Below are 19,320 nucleotides of genomic sequence, written 5' to 3' on the forward strand. Positions count from 1 at the left end.
CCCGCCACATTTACCAGAAACCATCGGTCAGCGTTCAGCAGACGACGTCGATCCACATCTGCCGGTAACCGTCACTCCCCGGCGAGACCGCGTTCCCCACGAGGAAAACCAGATTCGGCAGTCCGCCACCAGCTTTCGCGTGGTGTTGTCGAGGCGGCGATGTGATCGGCGTCGAAGGCGTGCCGCATGGCGAGGGTGCAGGCGGTGATACCCGGGCCGACACCCTCATCCGTCGACGACGATGACCACGCAGGCGGTCTCGGGCTCGAAAGGCCTTATCCACCTGCGGGTTCTCAGCGGAAGCGGAGGGATTTGAACCCCCGGTCGCTTTCACGACGCTCGCTTTCAAGGCGAGTGCATTCGGCCGCTCTGCCACGCTTCCAGGCGATCGATCCTAACTGATGGCGTGTGCGGTCTGCCTCCCACTTCCGATTCGGGTGGACCGGTCAGTCGAGATCGGCTGTCGCGCGGGCGCCGGCGCGGTGGTCGGCGGCCAGGTTCACCAGGTCCAGGGCGGCGGCCACGGCGGCCAGCTGCTGCGGGGTGAGCAGATCCACGAAGCAGCGGCGCACCGCGGCGACATGGCCGGGAGCGGCGGCCCGCAGGCGCCGCAGGCCCTCCTCGGTGAGCTGGGCCAGCACGCCGCGGCCGTCGTCCTCGCAGGCGAGGCGGCGAACCATCTGCTGCGCCTCCATACGGCGGATCTGGTGGGTGAGCCGGCTGCGGGAGGAGAGCACGCCGTCGGCGAGATCACTCATGCGCAGCGCACGGCCGGGCGCCTCGGACAGCTTCACCAGGATGCGGTAGTCGGCGAAGGACAGGTCGCAGTCGCGTTGCAGCTGGCGGTTGAGGTCGGCCATGAGCCGCTGGCTGCCGTCCATGTAGGCCCGCCAGGCGCGCTGCTGCTCCGGGGTGAGCCACCGCGGTTCGGCCGCGGCCCGGCCTCCGGACTCGGCCACCGGCTCGTTGTTGTGACGGCGTTTGATCGCTCCTCCTCAGCTCGCGGCCCGGACGAACGCGTTCCCACAGCAGGATTCCTTCCGCCGGGAAGGCCTAAACGCGATGGGTGGAGATCATGGTCCGGCTCAGGTCGTGCAGGCTGGTGCAGCCCGAAAGTCCCATGGCCGCATCGAAATCCGCGAGCAGGCAGCGCAGCGCGTGGCGCACGCCGTCGGCGCCGGCCAGGCCCAGGCCGTACGCCCAGGGGCGGCCGTAGAGGACGGCCTTGGCGCCCAGCGAGAGCGCGATCATGACATCGGAGCCGGTGCGGATGCCGGAGTCGAACAGCACGTCCGCGCGATCGCCGACGGTGGCCACGATGGTCGGCAGCGCGTCCAGCGCACCGACCGCCCCGTCCACCTGGCGGCCACCGTGATTGCTCACCACCACCGCGTCCGCGCCCGCGTCGACCACCTGGCGGGCGTCGTCGGGGTGCAGCACGCCCTTCACCGCGATGGGCAGTTCGGTCCAGTCCCGCAGCCGGGCGATGTCGGCCGGGCGCAGACCGTGGTTGCCGAACAGTCCGATCCAGGTGAGCACGGCGGCCCGCATCGCCTCCTCGCTCTCCTCCGGCGGGGCGCTGAGCTTGGCGCGGAAGACCGGATCGGACAGATAGTTGGCAATGCCCTTGCCCTGCAGGAACGGCAGGTGACCGAGCTGCAGGTCGCGCGGCCGCCAGCCCAGACTGGGGGTGTCGGCGGTGACGACGATGGCCTTGGCGCCGGACTTCTCGGCGCGCTCGACGAAGGAGCGGGCCAGCTCCATGTCATTGGGCCAGTACAGCTGATACCACCAGTCGCCGGCCCGCGCCCCGACCTCCTCGATGGTGGAGGAGGCGGCGGTGGACAGGCACATGCCGATGCCCAGTTCCCGGGTGACCTCGGCGACCAGGGTCTCGCCGCGCTCGTGCAGCAACCCGAGTACGCCGATCGGCGCGGTGAGAATCGGTGCGGCCAAATGGGTTCCGAGCACGTCCACCGACAGGTCGCGCGCCCCGGGCCCGGTGGCGCCGCGCAAGACGCGCGGCAGCAGCCGGTATCGCTCGAAGGCGGAGAGATTGGCGTGCGCGGTGCGTTCGGTGGACGCACTGCCCGCCACATAAGCGAAGGCCGCCGGATCCAGCACCTCCCGAGCCTTCTCCTCCAGGCCCGCCGCCGTCATGGGTAGCGCCGGGACGATGCCCGCTAGGCCGGAGAGATAGATCTCGTTCTGGAAATCGACGAAACTGCTCATGCCCCCGAACGCTAGTACCTTCCACCCCTGCGCGGAGGGGGTCGAAGTTACTTTCCCCGGGTGTAACCTTGCCGGCCCGGACGATGCCGCGTTATCAGCGTTTCCGCAGCGGCCCGGTTCAGCGCTTGCGGATACGAACCAGGGCACGCGGCGCATCGGTCGCGATGAATCCGGACATCGCCATAGCCGCCAGGATGACCATGCCGCCGAGGACGGCCAGGGTGGTGATCATGGAATCTCCTCTCGAATCCCTCCACTCCACGGTGACGGCCGATGCTGAGAAGATGCTGGGCCCACGCCGAGGACGGCCTGACAGTAATCGGTGAGCTCCGGCCGTACTCTCGTTTTCATGTATGCGGTGACGCTCGACGGTTTCGGTGGGCCCGAGGTCATGAAATGGGCGCAGGTGGACGACCTGCCCGCGCCCGGACCGGGCGAGGTTGCGATCGATGTGGTGGCCGCGGGGGTGAATCGCGCCGACCTGCTGCAGCGACAGGGTTTCTATCCGCCGCCGCCGGGAGCCAGCGAGATCCTGGGCCTCGAAGTGTCCGGGATGGTCGCGGAAGTCGGTCCGGGCGTGCGGGATTGGCGGGCCGGCGATCCGGTGTGCGCGCTGCTGTCCGGCGGCGGCTACGCGGAGCGGGTGGTGGCGCCCGCGACCCAGCTGCTGCCCGTGCCGGAGGGACTGGATGTGGCCGCGGCGGCGGCGCTGCCGGAGGTGGCGGCCACGGTGTGGTCCAACCTGGTGATGACCGCGGGCCTGCACAGCGGGCAGTTGCTGCTGATTCACGGGGGCGGCAGCGGAATCGGCACCCATGCCATCCAGGTGGCGCGGGCGCTGGGCGCGCGGGTCGCGGTCACGGCGGGTTCGCGGTACAAGCTGGACCGGTGCGCGGAATTGGGCGCGACGGTGCTGATCAATTATCGCGAGCACGATTTCGTGACCACGCTGCACAGTGAATATCCGGGCGCGGACATCATTCTCGACAATATGGGCGCGGCGTATCTGGAGCGGAATGTCCAGGCGCTCGCCGAGGACGGGCACCTGGTGGTGATCGGCCTGCAGGGCGGGGTGACCGCGGAATTGAATCTGGGCACGCTGCTGGGCAAGCGGGGATCGATTCACGCCACCAATCTGCGGCGCCGCCCCGAGACCGGGCGCGGATCGAAGTCGGAGATCATCACCGAGCTGCGCCGCCACCTGTGGCCGCTCATCTCCGACGGGACCGTCGTGCCGGTGGTGTCGGCGGAGGTGCCGGTCACCGATGCCGCCCAGGCCCACCGCCTGCTGGACTCCGCCGAGACGGTCGGCAAGGTGATCCTGCAGATTCGCGAGCTCTAGGTGTCCAGTGCCGCCAGCGCGCGGCCCAGCTGGTCGATCTCGAATTTCGTTGTGTAGGGCGCGAGTCCGATGGTCACGGCGCCGCCTTCGTCATTGACGCCCAGCGCGTCGAGCAGGCGGCTGCCGCCGTGGGAGCCGCTCAGCGTGCCGATACGGGCGTCGGCCAGCTTGGCCGAGACCTTCTCCGCCTGCGTGCCCGAGATGGTGAAGCTCACCGTCGGGATGCGGGTGGAGGCCCGGCCGATGACGGTCAGGTTGGGGATGGTGTCGAGCACGGACATCAGGTGCTCGAAGAGATGGTCGTGATAGTCCTGCAGGGACGTGATCGACATTTCCAGGCGCTCGCGCCGGGTGCCCTCGGCGCGCTCGTCGAGCGAGGCCAGGTAGTCGATGGAGGTGGTGAGGCCGGCCAGCAGGGCGTACTGGTGGCCGCCCACCTCGAGCCGTTCCGCGCCCTTGGCGTAGGGGTTCAGCGACATGGACGGGATGCGGTCCAGGAACGCCGGATCGCGGAAGACCAGCGCGCCGATCTGCGGACCGCCCCAGGCGGGCGCGCTCAGCGCGATCACATCGGCATTGAGTTCGTCGATGTCGAGCAGCGCGTAGGGCGCGGCGCCGAAGCAGTCGGCGACCAGCAGCCCGCCGACCTCGTGCACGCGGTCCGCGGCCACCCGCACCGCGGGCGCGGAGCCGACGATGGGTGAGGCGGCGGTCAGCGCCACCAGCCGGGCGGTGGGTCCGATGAGCTCCTCGAACTGCCAGGCCGGCATCTCGCAGGTCTCGATCTCCACTTCCGCCCAGCGCACGTGCGCGCCGTAGCGATTCGCTATCCGCAGCCACGGCGCCACATTCGCCTCGTCATCCAGACGCGACAGCACGATCCCGGTGCCCAGACCCAGCCGGGAGCTCAGCGATTCGGCCAGCCAGGCCAGCAGCACCGCGCGATCGGGCCCGAGCACCACGCCCGCCGGATCGCCGCCGACGAGATCGGCGACGGCCTCGCGCGCGGCCTCCAGGATCGCGGCGCTGCGTTTGGCGGCGCCGTGCCGATTGCTGTGCGAGAAGGCGGAGGTCCGGAAACCTGTTGAGACGGCCCGGGATACCGAATCCGGGACCAGCATGCCCGCTTGCGGGTCGAGGTGGATCCAGCCGTCGCCCAGGGACGGTATGAGGCCCCGCACCCTTGCGACGTCGTAAGTCATGGTGGCCACTCTAAAGGGAGAGGGCACAACAGGGTAACGGTAGGGAGGGAAGCACCCTACGAGGACCAGGACGACCAGCGCCTACCGTACAAACTGGACGGGACTGTGTTTGATCTGCCCCTCGACCTGTCCCTTCGTGTCACATCTTCGGCGTGTTACGAACTTGGGGTGGCGCTGGGCAGGTTCGGTCGCATTGGGCAGGATGAGGGCATGACGCAATCGGATGGGGTTCCGGAATCCATCGTCGTGATCGGTCCCGAGGGAAAGCCGCTGTTCATCCCGGCGGCGGCGCAGATCGGCGGGGACCCGGTGGAGATCACCGGACAGGTTGTCGGTGAGGATCTTTCAGGCGAGTCGGGCGACGCGCACGACAAAGAGGAGTCGCTCGCCGACATGGTGGAGCAGCCCGCGAAGGTCATGCGCATCGGCACCATGATCAAGCAGCTGCTCGAGGAGGTCCGGCACGCACCGCTGGACGACGCCTCCCGCACCCGGCTGCGCGAGATCCACCGCACCTCCATCCGCGAGCTGGAAACCGGCCTGGCCCCCGAACTCCGCGAGGAGCTGGAGCGGCTGGCGCTGCCCTTCACCGACGACACCGTCCCCTCCGACGCGGAACTGCGCATTGCCCAGGCCCAGCTGGTGGGCTGGCTGGAGGGCCTGTTCCACGGCATCCAGACCGCGCTGTTCGCTCAGCAGATGGCCGCGCGCGCCCAGCTCGAGCAGATGCGTCAGGCGCTGCCCCCGGGCATGAGCCACGGCGACGCCCGCGGGCAGCAGAATCCGGGCGGCGGCCAGTACCTCTGACGACGTGGCCGTGGGCAGCCCTGCCGCCGAGATGTCCGCGTCGGCGGCAGGTTCTGCGCGCAATGCGATAGCAATTAGATAAGGTCGGGTGCTGTGCCTGCTGCTGCTCCCCCCGACTCGGCGATGACCGACGTGCGCCCGGACCATGAACCGGTGCCGCTCGTGTCGGACTCCCAGTCCTTCGGTCGCGCATTCAAGGATTTCCGCGACGGATTCTCCCAGCGTGAACTGTGGCTGGCGCTGGGCTGGCAGGACATCAAGCAGCGGTATCGGCGCTCGGTGCTGGGTCCGTTCTGGATCACCATCGCCACCGGTTTGCAGGCGGCCGCGATGGGTGTCCTCTACGCCACCCTCTTCGGGCAGTCGCTGAGTTCCTATCTGCCCTACGTGACCGTCGGCTTGATCGTCTGGAATGTGATCAATGCCAGCATTCTCGAGGGCTCGGATGTCTTCATCGCCAATGAGGGCCTGATCAAGCAACTGCCATCGGCGCTGAGCGTGCACGTGTACCGCCTGGTGTGGCGGCAGTTCCTGTTCTTCGCGCACAACCTGATCATCTACGTGGTGATGGTGGCCGCCTTCAGCATCTGGCGGCACCTGCACTGGTCGGCCCTGCTCGCGATTCCGGGTCTGCTGCTGCTGTTCCTCAATGCCATCTGGGTGACGATCGTGTTCGGCATCTTCAGCACCCGCTACCGCGATCTGGCGCCGATCCTGGGCAGCACCACGCTCATGCTGTTCGTCCTCACCCCGGTCATGTGGAAGACCTCGGCGCTGTCGGGCGCCGCGAGCGATCGCGCCAAGCTGGCCGAGCTCGTCCCCACCTTCCACTATCTGGAGATCGTGCGCGCCCCCCTGCTGGGCGACCCGATCCACCTGCGCAGCTGGGTGGTGGTGCTGTCGATCACCATCGTCGGCTGGATAGTCGCGATACTGGCTATGAAGAAGTTCCGTTCCCGAGTCCCCTACTGGGTGTGAAGGCTCAATGACCGACCATGTGAGTATCGAGACCCAGAACGCGTGGGTGGAATTCCCGATCTTCGACGCCAAATCCCGATCGCTGAAGAAGGCGGTGCTCGGTTCGGCCGGCGGCGCCATCGGGCGCAATCAATCCGATGTGGTGGTCGTCGAGGCGCTGCGGGATATCTCGCTGTCGCTGAAGGAAGGCGATCGTGTGGGCCTGGTCGGCCACAATGGCGCGGGTAAATCCACACTGCTGCGGCTGCTTTCGGGCATCTACGAACCGACCCGCGGCAGCGCCCGCATCCGCGGGCGGGTGGCTCCGGTCTTCGATCTCGGCGTGGGCATGGACCCGGAGATCTCCGGCTACGACAACATCGTCATTCGCGGCCTGTTCCTCGGGCAGACCCGCAAGCAGATGCTCGCCAAGATCGACGAGATCGCCGAGTTCACCGAATTGGGTGACTATCTGGCGATGCCGCTGCGCACCTACTCGACGGGTATGCGAGTGCGCCTGGCCATGGGCGTGGTCACCTCCATCGATCCGGAGATCCTGCTGCTCGACGAGGGCATCGGCGCGGTCGACGCGGAGTTCATGAAGAAGGCCCGCATCCGGCTGCAGGAATTGGTCTCGCGCTCGGGCATTCTCGTCTTCGCCAGCCACTCCAATGAATTCCTGGCCCAGCTGTGCGATTCCGCGATGTGGATCGATCACGGGCAGATTCGCATGCAGGGCGGCATCGAGGATGTCGTGCGAGCCTACGAGGGCCCGGAGGCGGGTGATCACGTGGCGCAGGTGCTGCGGGATCTGGAACGTGAACGTGAACCGGAACGGAATCCCGCATGAGTGCACAGTCCACCACCGTGTACGGCGATGAGGCGCGCATCGTCGCCATCGTGGTCACCCATAAACGCCGGGAACAGCTGGCCGAGTCGCTGAAGGTGCTGGGCAGCCAGACCCGGCAGATCGACCACCTGATCGTGGTGGACAACGGCAATGAGGCCGAGGTCGGCGAGCTGGTGAAGCAGCAGCCCATGGAAACCACCTACGTCGGTTCGGAACACAATCTGGGCGGCGCGGGCGGGTTCGCGCTCGGCATGCTGCACGCGCTGACCATGGGCGCGGACTGGGTGTGGCTGGCCGATGACGACGGCCGCCCCGAGGGACCGGACGTGCTCGCCACGCTGTTCGATTGCGCCGAGCGGCACGAGCTGGTCGAGGTGTCGCCGGTGGTGGCCGATATCGACGACCCGGATCGGCTGGCGTTCCCGCTGCGCCGGGGCGTGGTGTGGCGGCGGCTGCGGTCGGAGCTGGGTGACGAGGACTTCCTACCCGGGATCGCCTCGCTGTTCAACGGGGCGCTGATCTCGGCCGAGGCCGTGGACAAGATCGGCGTCCCGGATCTGCGGCTGTTCGTGCGCGGCGACGAGGTGGAGGTGCACCGGCGGCTGGTGCGCTCGGGGCTGCCGTTCGGCACCTGCCTGCAGACCGCGTACCTGCACCCGAACGGGTCGGCCGAGTTCAAGCCCATCCTGGGCGGGCGCATGCACACCCAGTACCCGGACGATCCGATCAAGCGGCACTTCACCTACCGCAACCGCGGCTACCTGATGGCGCAGCCGGGCATGCGAAAACTGTTGCCGCAGGAGGTCGCCCGTTTCGGATGGTTCTTCCTGGTCCAGCAGAAGGATCCGGCCGGGCTGATGGAGTGGCTGCGCCTGCAGCGGATGGGCCGCCGCGAGCAGTTCGACAAGCCGAAATCCTGACCGGAAAATACGTTGCGCCGACGGGGACAGCCTGACAGGGTTGTCCCCGTTCTTGTTGGGCGCGGTCACCTCGGTGGCGGCATGAGGAGAGATGGGAGGTGGGGTTACGTGACGACGGCAGTGCGGATTGCCGTGCCCGGGCGAGTGTTCGCCCCACGCGCATCCACCTCGAATTCCTCTCGCTGAGTCCGCGATTCGGGCTCGGCCCGTCAAAGGACTCCACATATGGCTCCGGTCGATTTCGACCTGCTCGTTCCCTACGGCTGGAACGCCGCCCTCGCCGCCGACTACCGGCCGCTGCTGGGTGACGATCTGATTCCGGCCCGCGTGATCCGGATGGATCGCAGTGAATGCGACATCGCCGCACCGCTTCCCACTGCCGACTACCAGAGCCGCCTGACGGCCGCGGTGGTGCGGGCCCGGCTCCCCCGCTCGGATTCCGAGGTCAGCGGGCTGTGCACCGGCGACTGGGTGGCCATCGACGCCGGGCGCACCGTGCGCGCCCTGCTGCCGCGCCGCACCGCCATCGTCCGGGCAGCCGTGTCCGGGCAGCCCGATGCCCGCGCGAAATCGGCCAATCAGGTGCTGGCCGCGAATGTGGACACCGTGCTGGTGTGCACCGCCGGCGACGGGGATGTCGATCTCGGGCGCATCGAGCGGCTGCTCGCACTGGCCTGGGAATCCGGCGCCCAGCCGACCGTGGTGCTCACCAAAGCCGATCTGGCGCACGATATTCCGATCGAGGACGTCCGAGCCGCCGCGCCGGGCGTCACCGTGGTGGCGGTCAGCGCCACGGGTGGTGTCGGTATGGATGTGCTGGCCTCGCTGCTCTCCGGCACGGTGGCATTGATCGGGCCCTCGGGCGCGGGCAAATCCACTCTCGCCAACGCGCTGCTCGGCGCGGAAGTCTTCGCCACCAACGCGGTTCGCGAGGGCGACAAGCGCGGCCGCCACACCACCGTGCATCGCGAACTGCGGCCACTGGCCGGCGGCGGCACCCTCATCGATACCCCGGGGTTGCGGTCGGTCGGGCTCTGGGACGCCGCCGAGGGGCTCGGGCGGACCTTCAGCGATATCGAATCCCTCTCCGGGCAATGCCGTTTCACCGATTGCTCGCACGCGAGCGAGCCGGGGTGCGCGGTGCTGGCGGCGATCGAATCCGGCGCGCTGCCCCGGCGTCGGCTGGACAGCTACCGCAAGCTGAGCCGCGAGAACGAATGGCTGGCCGCCCGCAGCGACGCGCGCATGCGCGCCGAGCGGGCGAAGGTGTGGAAGCAGATCAACAAGGACCAGCGCCGCCTGTACCAGGAGCGCGGCGGCAAGCAGCGCTGACCGGATCAGTAGGTTGGTGGGATGAGTGCCGATCTGTTGCCGGAGCGCGGTCCAGTGGCCGTGCGGCGGTGGGTCGCGGGTCGGTTGCGGGCGCTGCCGGGGAGCATCGGCTATTTGCTGGTCGGCGGCGCTACCGGCGTGGCGGCCACATTCGCCACGGTCGGTTTGTTCGTGGTGGCGGCCACCAGCCTCGGCGGGGTGGGCATTCCGGCGATTCCCGAATACCTGCGGCTGATCCGGCCGCTGACCGAATTCGAACGGCGGCGGGCGGGCAAGCGGCTGGGCGCGCCGATCGTGGTGGCGTATCGGCCGATGACCGGCGGGCTGCGGCAACGGCTGGCCGGCGCCTTCCGGGATCCGGCGAACGGCCGGGATATCGCGTGGCTGTGCGTGCACGGGGTGCCCGGCATGGTGGTGGCGTTGTTCTCGATCGGACTGCCGTGGGGTGTGCTGAATCAGCTGGCGATTCCGGTGTATTGGCAGCTCGTGCCGCCGGGCACCGTCGACAGCTTCGGCTTCGTGGTCGATTCCTGGCCGCTGGCCGGGCTCAGCGCCCTCATCGCGATTCCCTTGGCGGCCCTGGTGCTCCGGCTGCCCACGGTGGCCCGCTGGCAGGCGCTGCTGGCACGGACGCTGCTCGGGCCGGCGCCGGGCACCGAGCTCGCGGTGCGGGTGGCGGAGTTGACCGCCACCCGGGCCGCCGCGCTCGACGCGCACGGGGCGGAACTGCGGCGCATCGAACGGGATCTGCACGATGGCGCGCAGGCGCGGATCGCGGCGGTCATCATGCAGCTCGGGCTGGCCGACCAACTGCGCGAACGGGATCCGGCCGCATCGTCCGACCTGGTACGCAAGGCGCAGGACACCGCGGAGGCCGCCCTGGCCGAACTCCGGGACGTGGTGCGGACGGTGTATCCGCCGGTGCTCGCGGATCGTGGTCTGGCGAGCGCGATCTCGGCGCTGGCCGCGCGCTCCCCGATTCCCGTCGAACTCGCTTTCGGCGGCACTGTCGCGCTGCGCCCGGGCACGACCCAGGTACCGGATTCGAGCAGATCGGGGCCACGCTGGCCCGCGGCCGTCGAGGCGGCCGCGTATTTCGTCATCTCCGAGACGATCACCAACGCGACCAAACATTCCGGGGCCGAACATCTTCGGGTTTCCCTCGGAGGCGATGCCGGACTGCTGACCGTCGAGGTCCTGGACGACGGGGCCGGCGGGGCGCGGGAGACCGAAGGCGGCGGGCTGGCCGGAATCCGGCGGCGAGCCGAGGCGCTGGACGGGCGGATGCTGCTCAGCAGTCCGGCGGGTGGGCCTACCGTGGTACGAGTGGAGCTGCCGTGCGGGTCGTGATCGCCGAGGATGATGCCCTGCTGCGGGAAGGGCTGGCGCTGCTGCTGCGGACGGCGGGGATCGAGGTGGTCGCCGCGGTCGACAATGCGGACGATTTTCTCGCGGTGGTGACCGCCGATCGGCCCGACGCCGTGGTCGTGGATGTGCGGCTGCCGCCCACCTTCACCGATGACGGACTGCGAGCCGCGGTGCGGGCCCGCGAGATTCACCCCGGCCTGCCGGTGCTGGTGCTCTCGGCCTGGGTCGAGGACAGCTATGCCGCCGAACTGCTCGGCGATGGGGCCGGCGGGATCGGATACCTGCTCAAGGAGCGGGTCGGGAAGGTGGATCGGTTCCTGGATTCGCTGCGGCGGGTCGCCGAGGGCGGGACCGCCATGGATCCGGAGGTGATCTCGCAGCTGCTGGTGCGGCGCAAGACCGACGATCCACTGGCCGCGCTCACCCCGCGCGAACGCGAGGTGCTGGCACTCATGGCCGAGGGGCTCGACAATGCGACCATTGCCGAGCGCCTCGTGGTCACCGAAGGTGCTGTGCTCAAACACATTCGGAGCATCTTCGCCAAGCTGGGGCTGTTCGCCGACGAGGTGGGCCACCGGCGGGTGCTGGCCGTGCTCACCTATCTGAATGCCGGATGATCAGTCGTCGCGACAGGTGAGGTCGGCGGCGGGCAGGGCGCCGTCGGCCAGGTAGGTGTTGACGGCGTCGTACACGCAGGAATTCGGGTAGCGGCCGAGGATCGAGTGGATGGCGACGTCCTGCAACGTGACCATGCGAGAGCCGGTGAGCGCCCGGTGCATGGCGAGCGCACCGCCGTAGTTGGTGCGGGTGTCGCCGGTGGCCTGGATGATCAGGTTCGGCACCGAATTGCCCAGCGCGGTGGGGGGTTCGGCGGGCGGCGCCCAGAACGCGCACGGCGTGATGTTGTTCGCCATCGCGCCGAAGATCGGCTGGGTGGCGCGGGAGGCCTCGATGTTGCGCCGGTACCAGTCGGGGTCGCGGGGTGCGCCGACATCGCCGCAGAGGATTGCCATCTGGGGTGACATGTCGCGCGGCTGCGCGCGCAGCATCATGGCCAGCTTGCCCGCCAGATCCTCGTCCGGCCGCACCGGTTTCCCGGCGGCTGCGTCGGCCAGCTCCCGGATCTGTTGCGCGGCAAGACCGTAGTCGTGCGGTGAATTGAAGGCGATGTACAGCACCAATGGCAGGGAATGCGCGTCGAGGTCGTAGTCGCCGATCCGGATCGGCTGGGCGGCAGCGTGTTCGATCAGCCGCTCGACCAGGCCACGCACGGCCGCACCGGTGGTGCCGAGGTGATATTCGTCGTCGCGCTGTGCGGTCCAGGCCGCCCAGGCATCGAGCGCGGCCTCGTTGGGCGAGCCCATGTCCTGCACTATGCCGACCGCACCGTAGCGGTCCGGGTCCACGCTGCCGTCCAGCACCATGCGGTCGGAACGTTCCGGGAACATCTGCATGTACACCGCACCCAGATAGGTGCCGTAGGAGGTGCCCACATAGCTGATCTTGGTTTCGCCGAGCACCGTACGAATCACGTCCATGTCCCGGGCGGTATTGCGAGTCGTGAAGTGCGGCAGGCGATCTCCTTCCGCGGTGGCGCAGCGGGCCGCCAGATCGGCTTGGTCGGCGACGGATTCGGCGAACCCCTCGGCATCGATACCGGCGAACTGCAGGCCGAAGCCGTGCGGCCAGTGGCAGTTCACCGCCGAGGAGCGGCCGACACCGCGCGGGTCCATCCCGATCAGGTCGTAGCGGGCGCGGACCTCGGGGGTCAGCGCCTTGCTCGTCTCCACGAAGTAATCCAGGCCCGCTCCGCCGGGACCGCCCGGGTTGGACAATATGACACCACGTCGCTGGGCCGGATCCGTCGCGGGAATGCGCGAGATGGCGACGGTGATCGTGCGGCCCTGCGGCTCGGCGTAATTCAGCGGCACGGTGACATCGGCACACCGCGCACCCATGTCGTCCAGGCCCGGCGCATCGCAGGGCTTCCAGGTGAGCGTCTGGTGGTAATAGCCGTCCAAGGACTCGGCCGCGACGGCGCGATCGGCGACGGCGGTCGTCGTGCAGGCGACCGCGCCGACGAGTCCGGTGACCGCGATGGCCACCCCAACATTTCGGGCCCAGGCCACTGGATGTCGAAGCACGAATGGTCTCCTCATCGTGAACAGATGGCGGCATCGAACAGCGTCGACACCGCGTCGTCGCCGGCCTCGTCGGCCGCGAGCTGATTGACGGTCACCACGACGGCGGTGCCGTCGGCGGCCACACCGTTGCGGGTGCCGAAGCCGGGAATGCTGCCGCCGTGGCCCCACACCTGTGTGCCGCAGGAGACCGGGTGGTGGATCAGGCCGAGTCCGTAGCCGGAACCGGGTTCGCCACGGTCCCAGGGGACGGTCTGTTTCATCTCGTCCAATTGCGCGGCGGGCAGCAGTTTCCCGGCGAGCAGGGCGGTGAAGAATCGGTTCAGGTCGGCGGGGGTGGCGACCATCGCGCCCGCGGTGTCGGCCCAGGACGGGTCCAGATCGGTGAAATCGATACGCTTGCCGTCGGTTTCCTGATACCCCCGCGAATGCGGGCCCCGAATGCCGGTCTCCCGTGCGTCCGGGAAGTAGGTGTCGCGCAGACCCAGCGGTTCCAGGATGCGGTTGACGATCTCGGTGGCCGCCGGGCGGCCGGTGACCTTTTCGATCAGCAGGCCCAGCACGATGTAGTTGGTGTTGGTGTAGACCGAGCGCGCGCCGGGCTCGAAGCGCGGCGGCATGGACATGGCGATGCGCACCAGGTCCGCGGGTTCGTAATGGCCCCAGCGGATTCCCTCGGTGTCGGCCGCCAGCTGCGGGGAGCCGGGCACGGGGACCCGCTCGGGTCGGCCGCCCGCCAGGTAGTCGGGCAGGCCGCTGGTGTGCTGCAGCAGCTGGCGGACCGTGACGCGGTTGCCGTCGTTGCCATTGCCCCGCACCACACCCGGCAGGTAGCGCTCGATCGGAGCGTCCAGTTCGACCTTGCCCTCGCCGGCCAGTTGCAGCACCACGGTGGCGACGAAGGTCTTGGTATTGCTGCCGATCCGGACCCGGGCATTGTCGGGGATGGGTGCGCCGGTGCCCAGGTCGCCCGTGCCCGCGGTGAGGACGTGATGGCCGGCGGGGCCGTCGATGACGACCTGCGCGCCCGGGAAGCCGCTACGGATCACGGTGTCGAGGGCCTGCGTGACGGTGCGGTACAGCTCCTTGCGGGCCGGCTCACCGCTTCCGGTTTCGGTGCCGCACGCCTGGGCCGCCAGTACCGCCAGCACTCCGAAACCGGCCAGCACGACGCGGCCACGCGGCCGCCGCAATGCGCTCATGGAAGACATTCCTCCTGTTCAGGCCGGGGTTATCCGGCCGGTTCGAGCCTAGGAACGCGGGGGCCGGCGGCCCATGCCCCGCGCACCCCGATCGAGGTCGCGCCCGGTACCGCGACGGAGGTGGTGCCAGCGCTACCTATATGCACCTTGTTGCATATAGGTCATTTCTCACCTACTGTTCGAGTTGCGAGAATTTCCGCCCCACTCGGCCTCCGAGACGCGGATGATCGAACCCGGGGCGACACACAGCAGACGGGAGCGGACTATGACCGACGCATCGAAGCAGCTGGCGGGCCGGACCATGATCATGTCGGGCGGGAGTCGCGGCATCGGGCTGGAGATCGCCAAGCGGGCGGCGGCCGACGGCGCGAACATCACCATCATCGCGAAAACCGATGCGCCACATCCGAAATTGCCCGGCACCATCCATACCGCGGCGGCCGAGCTGGAGCAGGCGGGCGGCACCGTGCTGAAGTACCTCGGCGATGTGCGCGACGACGAGGCCGTGGCGGACGCGGTCCAGCAGACCGTCGCGCGCTTCGGCGGCATCGACATGGTGGTGAACAATGCCTCGGCCATCGATCTGTCCCCCACCGAGTCCCTGCCGATGAAGAAGTACGACCTCATGCAGGACATCAACTGCCGCGGCAGTTTCCTGCTGTCCAAGCTCAGCATCCCGGCGCTGCGGGAATCCGCCGAGGCCGGTCGCAATCCGCACATCCTCACCCTGTCGCCGCCGCTGAACCTGGATCCGAAGTGGGCGGGCACGGCGCTGGGCTACACCATCGCCAAGTACGGAATGTCGCTCACCACACTGGGTTTGAGCGAGGAACTGCGCAAGTACGGGATCGGCGTGAACTCGCTGTGGCCGCGCACCACCATTGCCACCGCGGCGGTGCAGAACCTGCTCGGCGGCGAGGAGATGGTGGCCACCTCCCGCACGCCGGACATCTACGCCGACGCCGCCTACCTGGTGCTCACCTCGCCCGCCAAGGACACCACCGGCAACTTCTTCATCGACGACGAAGTCCTTGCGGCACACGGCATCACCGATCTCGACAAGTACCGGGTGGTGCCCGGCGACGGCCCGCTCACCACGGACCTGTTCCTCTGACCTCGATCGGCTACCTCGGCTGAGCGAGCTCAGCCGAGGGGGACGGTCCGGAGCAGCCCGACCGCCGCTGAGACGAAACATGGCCCGGGACACGGGGTCCCGGGCCATGGTCAGGCGAATATCCTGGTCGCTAGTCGATTCCGTAGAGGCGTTCCCAGTTCTCGCGGCTGGTGAGTTCCGGCATGGCGGCTCGCCAGCGGCGCTGCAGGTCGGGGAGCTCCCTGCGCAGCTGCCGGAGCACGCGGATGGTGCGGAGCAGCAGGCGGCGGGCGGTTTCCTTGTCGCGCACACGGACCCGGACGCCGGACTGGGAGGCGTCGGTGACGACCACGTGGTTGAACAGGCCGACGTGCCACCAGTGCGCGTCCTCGCGGGTGACCGCGACCGGGCCGGGGATGACGCGGCCGGTCCACTGGCTGAGGGCGCGCTTGTAGAGCACCAGCAGCGGGTGGCTCGGCTCACCACCGGCGCGGCGAACGTGAAGGTGCGCGTTCGGAACCGGGGAGGTGGCGGCCGGATGCTTGACCGTCTCCGGGTAGTCCGAGCGCGAGCCGCGGGCCTTGGCCAGCGCCTCGATGCCGCCGTCGCGCAGGATCTCCGGACCTCGCAGGTAGTCCTCGATGCCCTGCAGGGTGGTGTGCGCCAGGCCGTACTGCATGCCGACCAGGTACTCTCCGATCTCCCGGAGCAGCTGGCGGGTAATGGATTTCCCGTCCAGGTCGTGGTGCAGCGAGGACACGATGAGCGAGTTGCGCGAGGAGAAGTAGCGCGCCCAGTCGTCGAAGTCCTTCCAGTAGAAGTCGGCGTGCCATACCGCGGCGTTGGGCAGGGTGACGGTGACGAAACCGTTCTCCCGCGCGCGCAGGCCGTATTCCACGTCGTCCCACTGGAAGAAGATCGGCACCGGCAGCCCGATCTTCTTGACCACCTCCGCCGGGATGAGGCAGGTCCACCAAGCCTGGTAGCCGGCGTCCACGCGGCGTTCCTGGTGCTTCTTGAGCATGCTGGTGTTGCGCAGCGCCTTGGCAACCTTCTGGCCGTGGCGCAGCTTGCCCAGATTCGTCTCCTCCGCACCGACATTCAGGTAGTCGGGGTTGAACAGGAACAGCATCTGCGCGCCCACCAGGGTGGGTTCCACGGTCAGATTGGCGAAGGCGTTGAGCCGCAGCACCGTTTCCGGCTCGCACAGGATGTCGTCGTCCATGAGGATGACGTCGGCGTGCTCGTTGGCGCCCGACACCTCGTAGAGGCCGCGCGTGAAGCCGCCCGCGCCACCGAGATTCGGCTGCCGGATGTAGCGCAGCTTGTCGCCGAACTTCGGCCGGGTCTCGGTGAACAGCGTCTGGTCCTGCACCAGGTCGGTGCCCTGGTCGACCACGTAGACGGCGTCGATGAGCGACAGCACCGTGGGATCGGAGGCCAGGGCCGCAACGGTAGCGGCGCAGTCCGGGGCGCGGTTGAAGGTGCAGATGGCGATGGCCACCGGGCGCACCTGCTCGGGCGCGGCCGCGGTCCACTCCAGATCGGTGATCACGGCCTCGCCGCCGAGGGCCTCGATCTCCAGCCACAGCGCGCCGCCGTCGATGTACATGTCCAGCGGTGCGCGCAGCACCACCCGTCCGGTCTCCTTGACCACCGCCGTGTCGACCACCCGGCGGTGCCCGGCGATATCGGAGGCGGCCAGCCGGATCCGTACCTTGCCGGTCGCCTCGAGGGTCATGCCGACCTCGACCTCGGTGACCTTGGTCCAGCGCTGCCAGTAGGCGGCGGCGAAGCGCCCGAAGTAGGTGTTGGTGTTGACCGACGCACCCTTTTCCAGGCGTAGCGTCTGCCGTTCGCGGGTGACCTTGCCCTTGGCCGCCGCGTACAGGTCGTCACTGATCTTCGGCGCGGGTCCGCAGAAGATACCGCGGGCCAGCACCAGCCGCTCCGGCGCGGGCTGTTCCGCGCGCAGAGTGGTGGGAGCTTCCTCAGCGTTCTCCCGGTCCTCGGTTTCGGTCACGGCCTGCCCAGCCGACGCATCCATGAATCCCTCGACATCCTTTGAATACTTAAGACACCGGCTCATCCGACGTGGTCGCACCGCCACTGTCACTGTCTTGCTCGGCGGGGCGAGAATATCAGTGCCTATTGGCCTCCGCTGCGCTCCGGCTGTTCGCGGCCCTGCAAGCTCGATTCTGCCCTCCTCCGCTCCTCCGCTTCGCTCCCCCGCTCCAAGCGCGGGGAGGCGGAGCGCAGTCCAGAATCGAGCCGGGCCGCGAACCTTTTGGCGATCAAGCGTTATTCGCTCCCGAAGCCGGCTTGGTGAAGACGAATTTCCCGTAGGCCCAGAATCGGAAGCCCATGGCCACCGCCTGGCCGATGAGTGTCCCGGAAACGTTGTCCGCCAACGGACTGTCCAGTCCGAGAACGTAGCGTGAAAATCCGAGACACCCCAGCTGCAGGCCGATGGCCAACACATTCAGCAGCGCGTAGACGAGGATGTGCCGCGCCCCGGTATCGCCCCGGTGGTCGGAGTAGGTCCACCACTTGTTGCCGAAATAGGTGACCACCGTGGCCACCCCGATGGAAATGATCTTGGCGACCAGCGGGGCGTGGAAGAGCGGGCCCTCGCCGCCGACGAAGACCAGCAGGTTGTAGGTGCCCGCATCGACCACGAAGCCGATCGCGCCGACCACCAGAAATGCCCCGCCCCGCTGTAGCAGGGCCCGGACCTTGCCGGTCAGAGAGGCATTCGGGGTGGGTTCATCCACCGCCGTGGACTCGTTCGCAGGCACCGGCCGACGGTACCGCAACCCGCCGCACCCCTATACCTGTGAAGGTCGGGTACCCTCCCGGTGTTCATATTCGCCTCCGATCAGAGGATTGACCGGGTGGACTCCACCGAGCTTCGTATTGCCGCCATTGTGCCGTGCCACAACGAAGAGGCCGCCGTCGCGAAGGTCGTCACCGACCTCAAGGCTGCCGTCCCGGGCATAGTCGTCTACGTCTACGACAACCTGAGCACGGACGCCACCGCCGACAAGGCGCGCGCGGCTGGGGCGATCGTGCGGACCGAGAACCGCAAGGGCAAGGGCAATGTGGTGCGGCGGGCCTTCGCCGACATCGAGGCCGATGTGTACCTGATGGTCGACGGCGACGATACCTACGACGCCGCCGCGGCCCCCGAGATGATCCGCACCCTGCTGGCGGGCCCGTACGACCACGTGCTAGGGGTGCGCCGCGAGGTCGAGGCCGGCTCGGCGTACCGGGCCGGGCACGAGACCGGCAACAAGATCCTCAATGGCGTGGTGGGCAAGGTCTTCGGCGAGAACGTCGAGGACATGCTCAGCGGCTACCGGGTCTTCTCGCGCCGATTCGTGAAGTCGTTCCCGGCGGTATCGCGGGAGTTCGAGATCGAGACCGAGCTGACCGTGCACTCCCAGCACCTGGGGGTCCCGCAGACGGCGGTTCCGGTCGGATTCCGTGATCGGCCCGCGGGCAGCGAGTCCAAGCTGCGCACCTACAGCGACGGCTTCAAGATCCTGCGCCTGATCATCGGCCTGGCCCGGCACGAGCGGCCGGTCGCCTTCTACGGCCTGTTCGGCACGCTGGCCTGGATCGTCTCGGTCATTCTCATCACGCCGATCGTGATCGAGTTCTATGAGATTCACCAGGTCCCGCGGTTCCCGACGCTGTTCCTCGGCTTCACGCTGCTGCTGCTCGGCAGCCTGGCCTGGACCGCCGGCCTGATCCTGGACGGCATCCGCCGCTCCCGGCACGAGGCCGCCCGCCTGATGTACCTGCGTTATTCGGCGGTCGGCGAGACCGGCCCCGATACCCGGCCGGGCAGTTCGCCGCGATGACGGTGCGG

Annotated in this window: 17 protein-coding genes, 1 tRNA gene and 1 pseudogene; 10 read left to right on the forward strand and 9 right to left on the reverse strand. The window is 68.4% G+C overall.

Going from position 1 to position 19,320, the window contains the following annotated elements; all coding sequences use genetic code 11:
* Positions 1-114: 114 nt before the first annotated feature.
* The 4 genes and pseudogenes from ACFXKA_RS30890 to ACFXKA_RS30905 form a co-directional block, all read right to left on the reverse strand.
* Positions 115-224, reverse strand: a pseudogene (locus tag ACFXKA_RS30890) (HoxN/HupN/NixA family nickel/cobalt transporter); the annotation flags it as partial.
* 73 nt (positions 225-297) lie between these two features.
* Positions 298-382, reverse strand: a tRNA-Ser gene (locus ACFXKA_RS30895).
* A gap of 64 nt (positions 383-446) precedes the next feature.
* Positions 447-881: a MarR family transcriptional regulator gene (locus ACFXKA_RS30900; protein WP_354839086.1), complete on the reverse strand. Its 435-nt coding sequence runs from the start codon at positions 879-881 to the stop codon at positions 447-449.
* A 172-nt stretch (positions 882-1,053) separates the two neighbouring features.
* Positions 1,054-2,232: a lactate 2-monooxygenase gene (locus ACFXKA_RS30905; protein ID WP_354838657.1), complete on the reverse strand. Its 1,179-nt coding sequence runs from the start codon at positions 2,230-2,232 to the stop codon at positions 1,054-1,056.
* Between the two features lie 349 nt (positions 2,233-2,581).
* On the opposite strand from ACFXKA_RS30905, the gene ACFXKA_RS30910 reads away from it, so the two are divergent.
* On the forward strand, positions 2,582-3,574 hold the full coding sequence (locus ACFXKA_RS30910; protein WP_354838654.1) for an NAD(P)H-quinone oxidoreductase: 993 nt from the start codon (positions 2,582-2,584) through the stop codon (positions 3,572-3,574).
* On the opposite strand, the gene ACFXKA_RS30915 is transcribed toward ACFXKA_RS30910, so the two are convergent.
* Positions 3,571-4,776 carry a cysteine desulfurase-like protein gene (locus tag ACFXKA_RS30915; protein WP_354838651.1) on the reverse strand — a complete coding sequence of 402 codons (1,206 nt, stop codon included), beginning with the start codon at positions 4,774-4,776 and terminating at the stop codon, positions 3,571-3,573. The two genes, ACFXKA_RS30910 and ACFXKA_RS30915, sit on opposite strands and share 4 nt — an antisense overlap.
* Before the next feature lie 210 nt (positions 4,777-4,986).
* Between ACFXKA_RS30915 and ACFXKA_RS30920 the strand changes: the two genes are divergently transcribed.
* The 7 genes from ACFXKA_RS30920 (at position 4,987) to ACFXKA_RS30950 (ending at position 11,627) form a co-directional block, all read left to right on the forward strand.
* A complete protein-coding gene (locus tag ACFXKA_RS30920) occupies positions 4,987-5,583 on the forward strand; it encodes a bacterial proteasome activator family protein (RefSeq protein WP_379429986.1) in 597 nt (198 codons plus the stop codon).
* 123 nt (positions 5,584-5,706) lie between these two features.
* Positions 5,707-6,561 carry an ABC transporter permease gene (locus ACFXKA_RS30925; RefSeq protein WP_354838645.1) on the forward strand — a complete coding sequence of 285 codons (855 nt, stop codon included), beginning with the start codon at positions 5,707-5,709 and terminating at the stop codon, positions 6,559-6,561.
* 7 nt (positions 6,562-6,568) lie between these two features.
* A complete protein-coding gene (locus ACFXKA_RS30930) occupies positions 6,569-7,390 on the forward strand; it encodes an ABC transporter ATP-binding protein (RefSeq protein ID WP_354838642.1) in 822 nt (273 codons plus the stop codon).
* Entirely contained in the window at positions 7,387-8,310 is a 924-nt protein-coding gene (locus ACFXKA_RS30935; protein WP_379429987.1) for a glycosyltransferase, read from the forward strand. Before ACFXKA_RS30930 ends, ACFXKA_RS30935 begins: the two co-directional genes overlap by 4 nt.
* Positions 8,311-8,535: 225 nt before the next feature.
* Positions 8,536-9,642 (forward strand): ribosome small subunit-dependent GTPase A, encoded by a 1,107-nt coding sequence (gene rsgA, locus ACFXKA_RS30940; RefSeq protein ID WP_379429988.1) that lies wholly within the window; start codon positions 8,536-8,538, stop codon positions 9,640-9,642.
* 21 nt (positions 9,643-9,663) lie between these two features.
* A complete protein-coding gene (locus ACFXKA_RS30945; protein ID WP_379429989.1) occupies positions 9,664-10,992 on the forward strand; it encodes a sensor histidine kinase in 1,329 nt (442 codons plus the stop codon).
* Positions 10,980-11,627 (forward strand): response regulator transcription factor, encoded by a 648-nt coding sequence (locus tag ACFXKA_RS30950; RefSeq protein WP_354838630.1) that lies wholly within the window; start codon positions 10,980-10,982, stop codon positions 11,625-11,627. Before ACFXKA_RS30945 ends, ACFXKA_RS30950 begins: the two co-directional genes overlap by 13 nt.
* Here the strand turns inward: ACFXKA_RS30950 and ACFXKA_RS30955 are convergent, their stop codons facing one another.
* Both ACFXKA_RS30955 and ACFXKA_RS30960 read right to left on the reverse strand, forming a co-directional pair.
* Complete coding sequence (locus ACFXKA_RS30955; protein WP_379429990.1) at positions 11,628-13,154, reverse strand: alpha/beta fold hydrolase; 1,527 nt, start codon at positions 13,152-13,154, stop codon at positions 11,628-11,630.
* An 11-nt stretch (positions 13,155-13,165) separates the two neighbouring features.
* Positions 13,166-14,353 (reverse strand): serine hydrolase domain-containing protein, encoded by a 1,188-nt coding sequence (locus ACFXKA_RS30960; protein WP_379429991.1) that lies wholly within the window; start codon positions 14,351-14,353, stop codon positions 13,166-13,168.
* A 265-nt stretch (positions 14,354-14,618) separates the two neighbouring features.
* Between ACFXKA_RS30960 and ACFXKA_RS30965 the strand changes: the two genes are divergently transcribed.
* Positions 14,619-15,467, forward strand: coding sequence for an NAD(P)-dependent oxidoreductase (locus ACFXKA_RS30965; protein WP_354838621.1), 849 nt, complete (start codon positions 14,619-14,621; stop codon positions 15,465-15,467).
* A 130-nt stretch (positions 15,468-15,597) separates the two neighbouring features.
* On the opposite strand, the gene ACFXKA_RS30970 is transcribed toward ACFXKA_RS30965, so the two are convergent.
* Positions 15,598-17,493, reverse strand: a complete 1,896-nt coding sequence (locus tag ACFXKA_RS30970; RefSeq protein WP_379429992.1) for a glycosyltransferase — start codon at positions 17,491-17,493, stop codon at positions 15,598-15,600.
* A 247-nt stretch (positions 17,494-17,740) separates the two neighbouring features.
* On the reverse strand, positions 17,741-18,244 hold the full coding sequence (locus ACFXKA_RS30975; RefSeq protein WP_379429993.1) for a GtrA family protein: 504 nt from the start codon (positions 18,242-18,244) through the stop codon (positions 17,741-17,743).
* Positions 18,245-18,340: 96 nt separating this feature from the next.
* Here ACFXKA_RS30975 and ACFXKA_RS30980 point away from each other — a divergent pair, with 96 nt between their 5' ends.
* Positions 18,341-19,312, forward strand: a complete 972-nt coding sequence (locus ACFXKA_RS30980) for a glycosyltransferase (protein WP_354838612.1) — start codon at positions 18,341-18,343, stop codon at positions 19,310-19,312.
* Positions 19,313-19,320 lie beyond the last annotated feature (8 nt).

This window comes from Nocardia sp. NPDC059228, from assembly GCF_042754245.1.
GTDB lineage: Bacteria > Actinomycetota > Actinomycetes > Mycobacteriales > Mycobacteriaceae > Nocardia.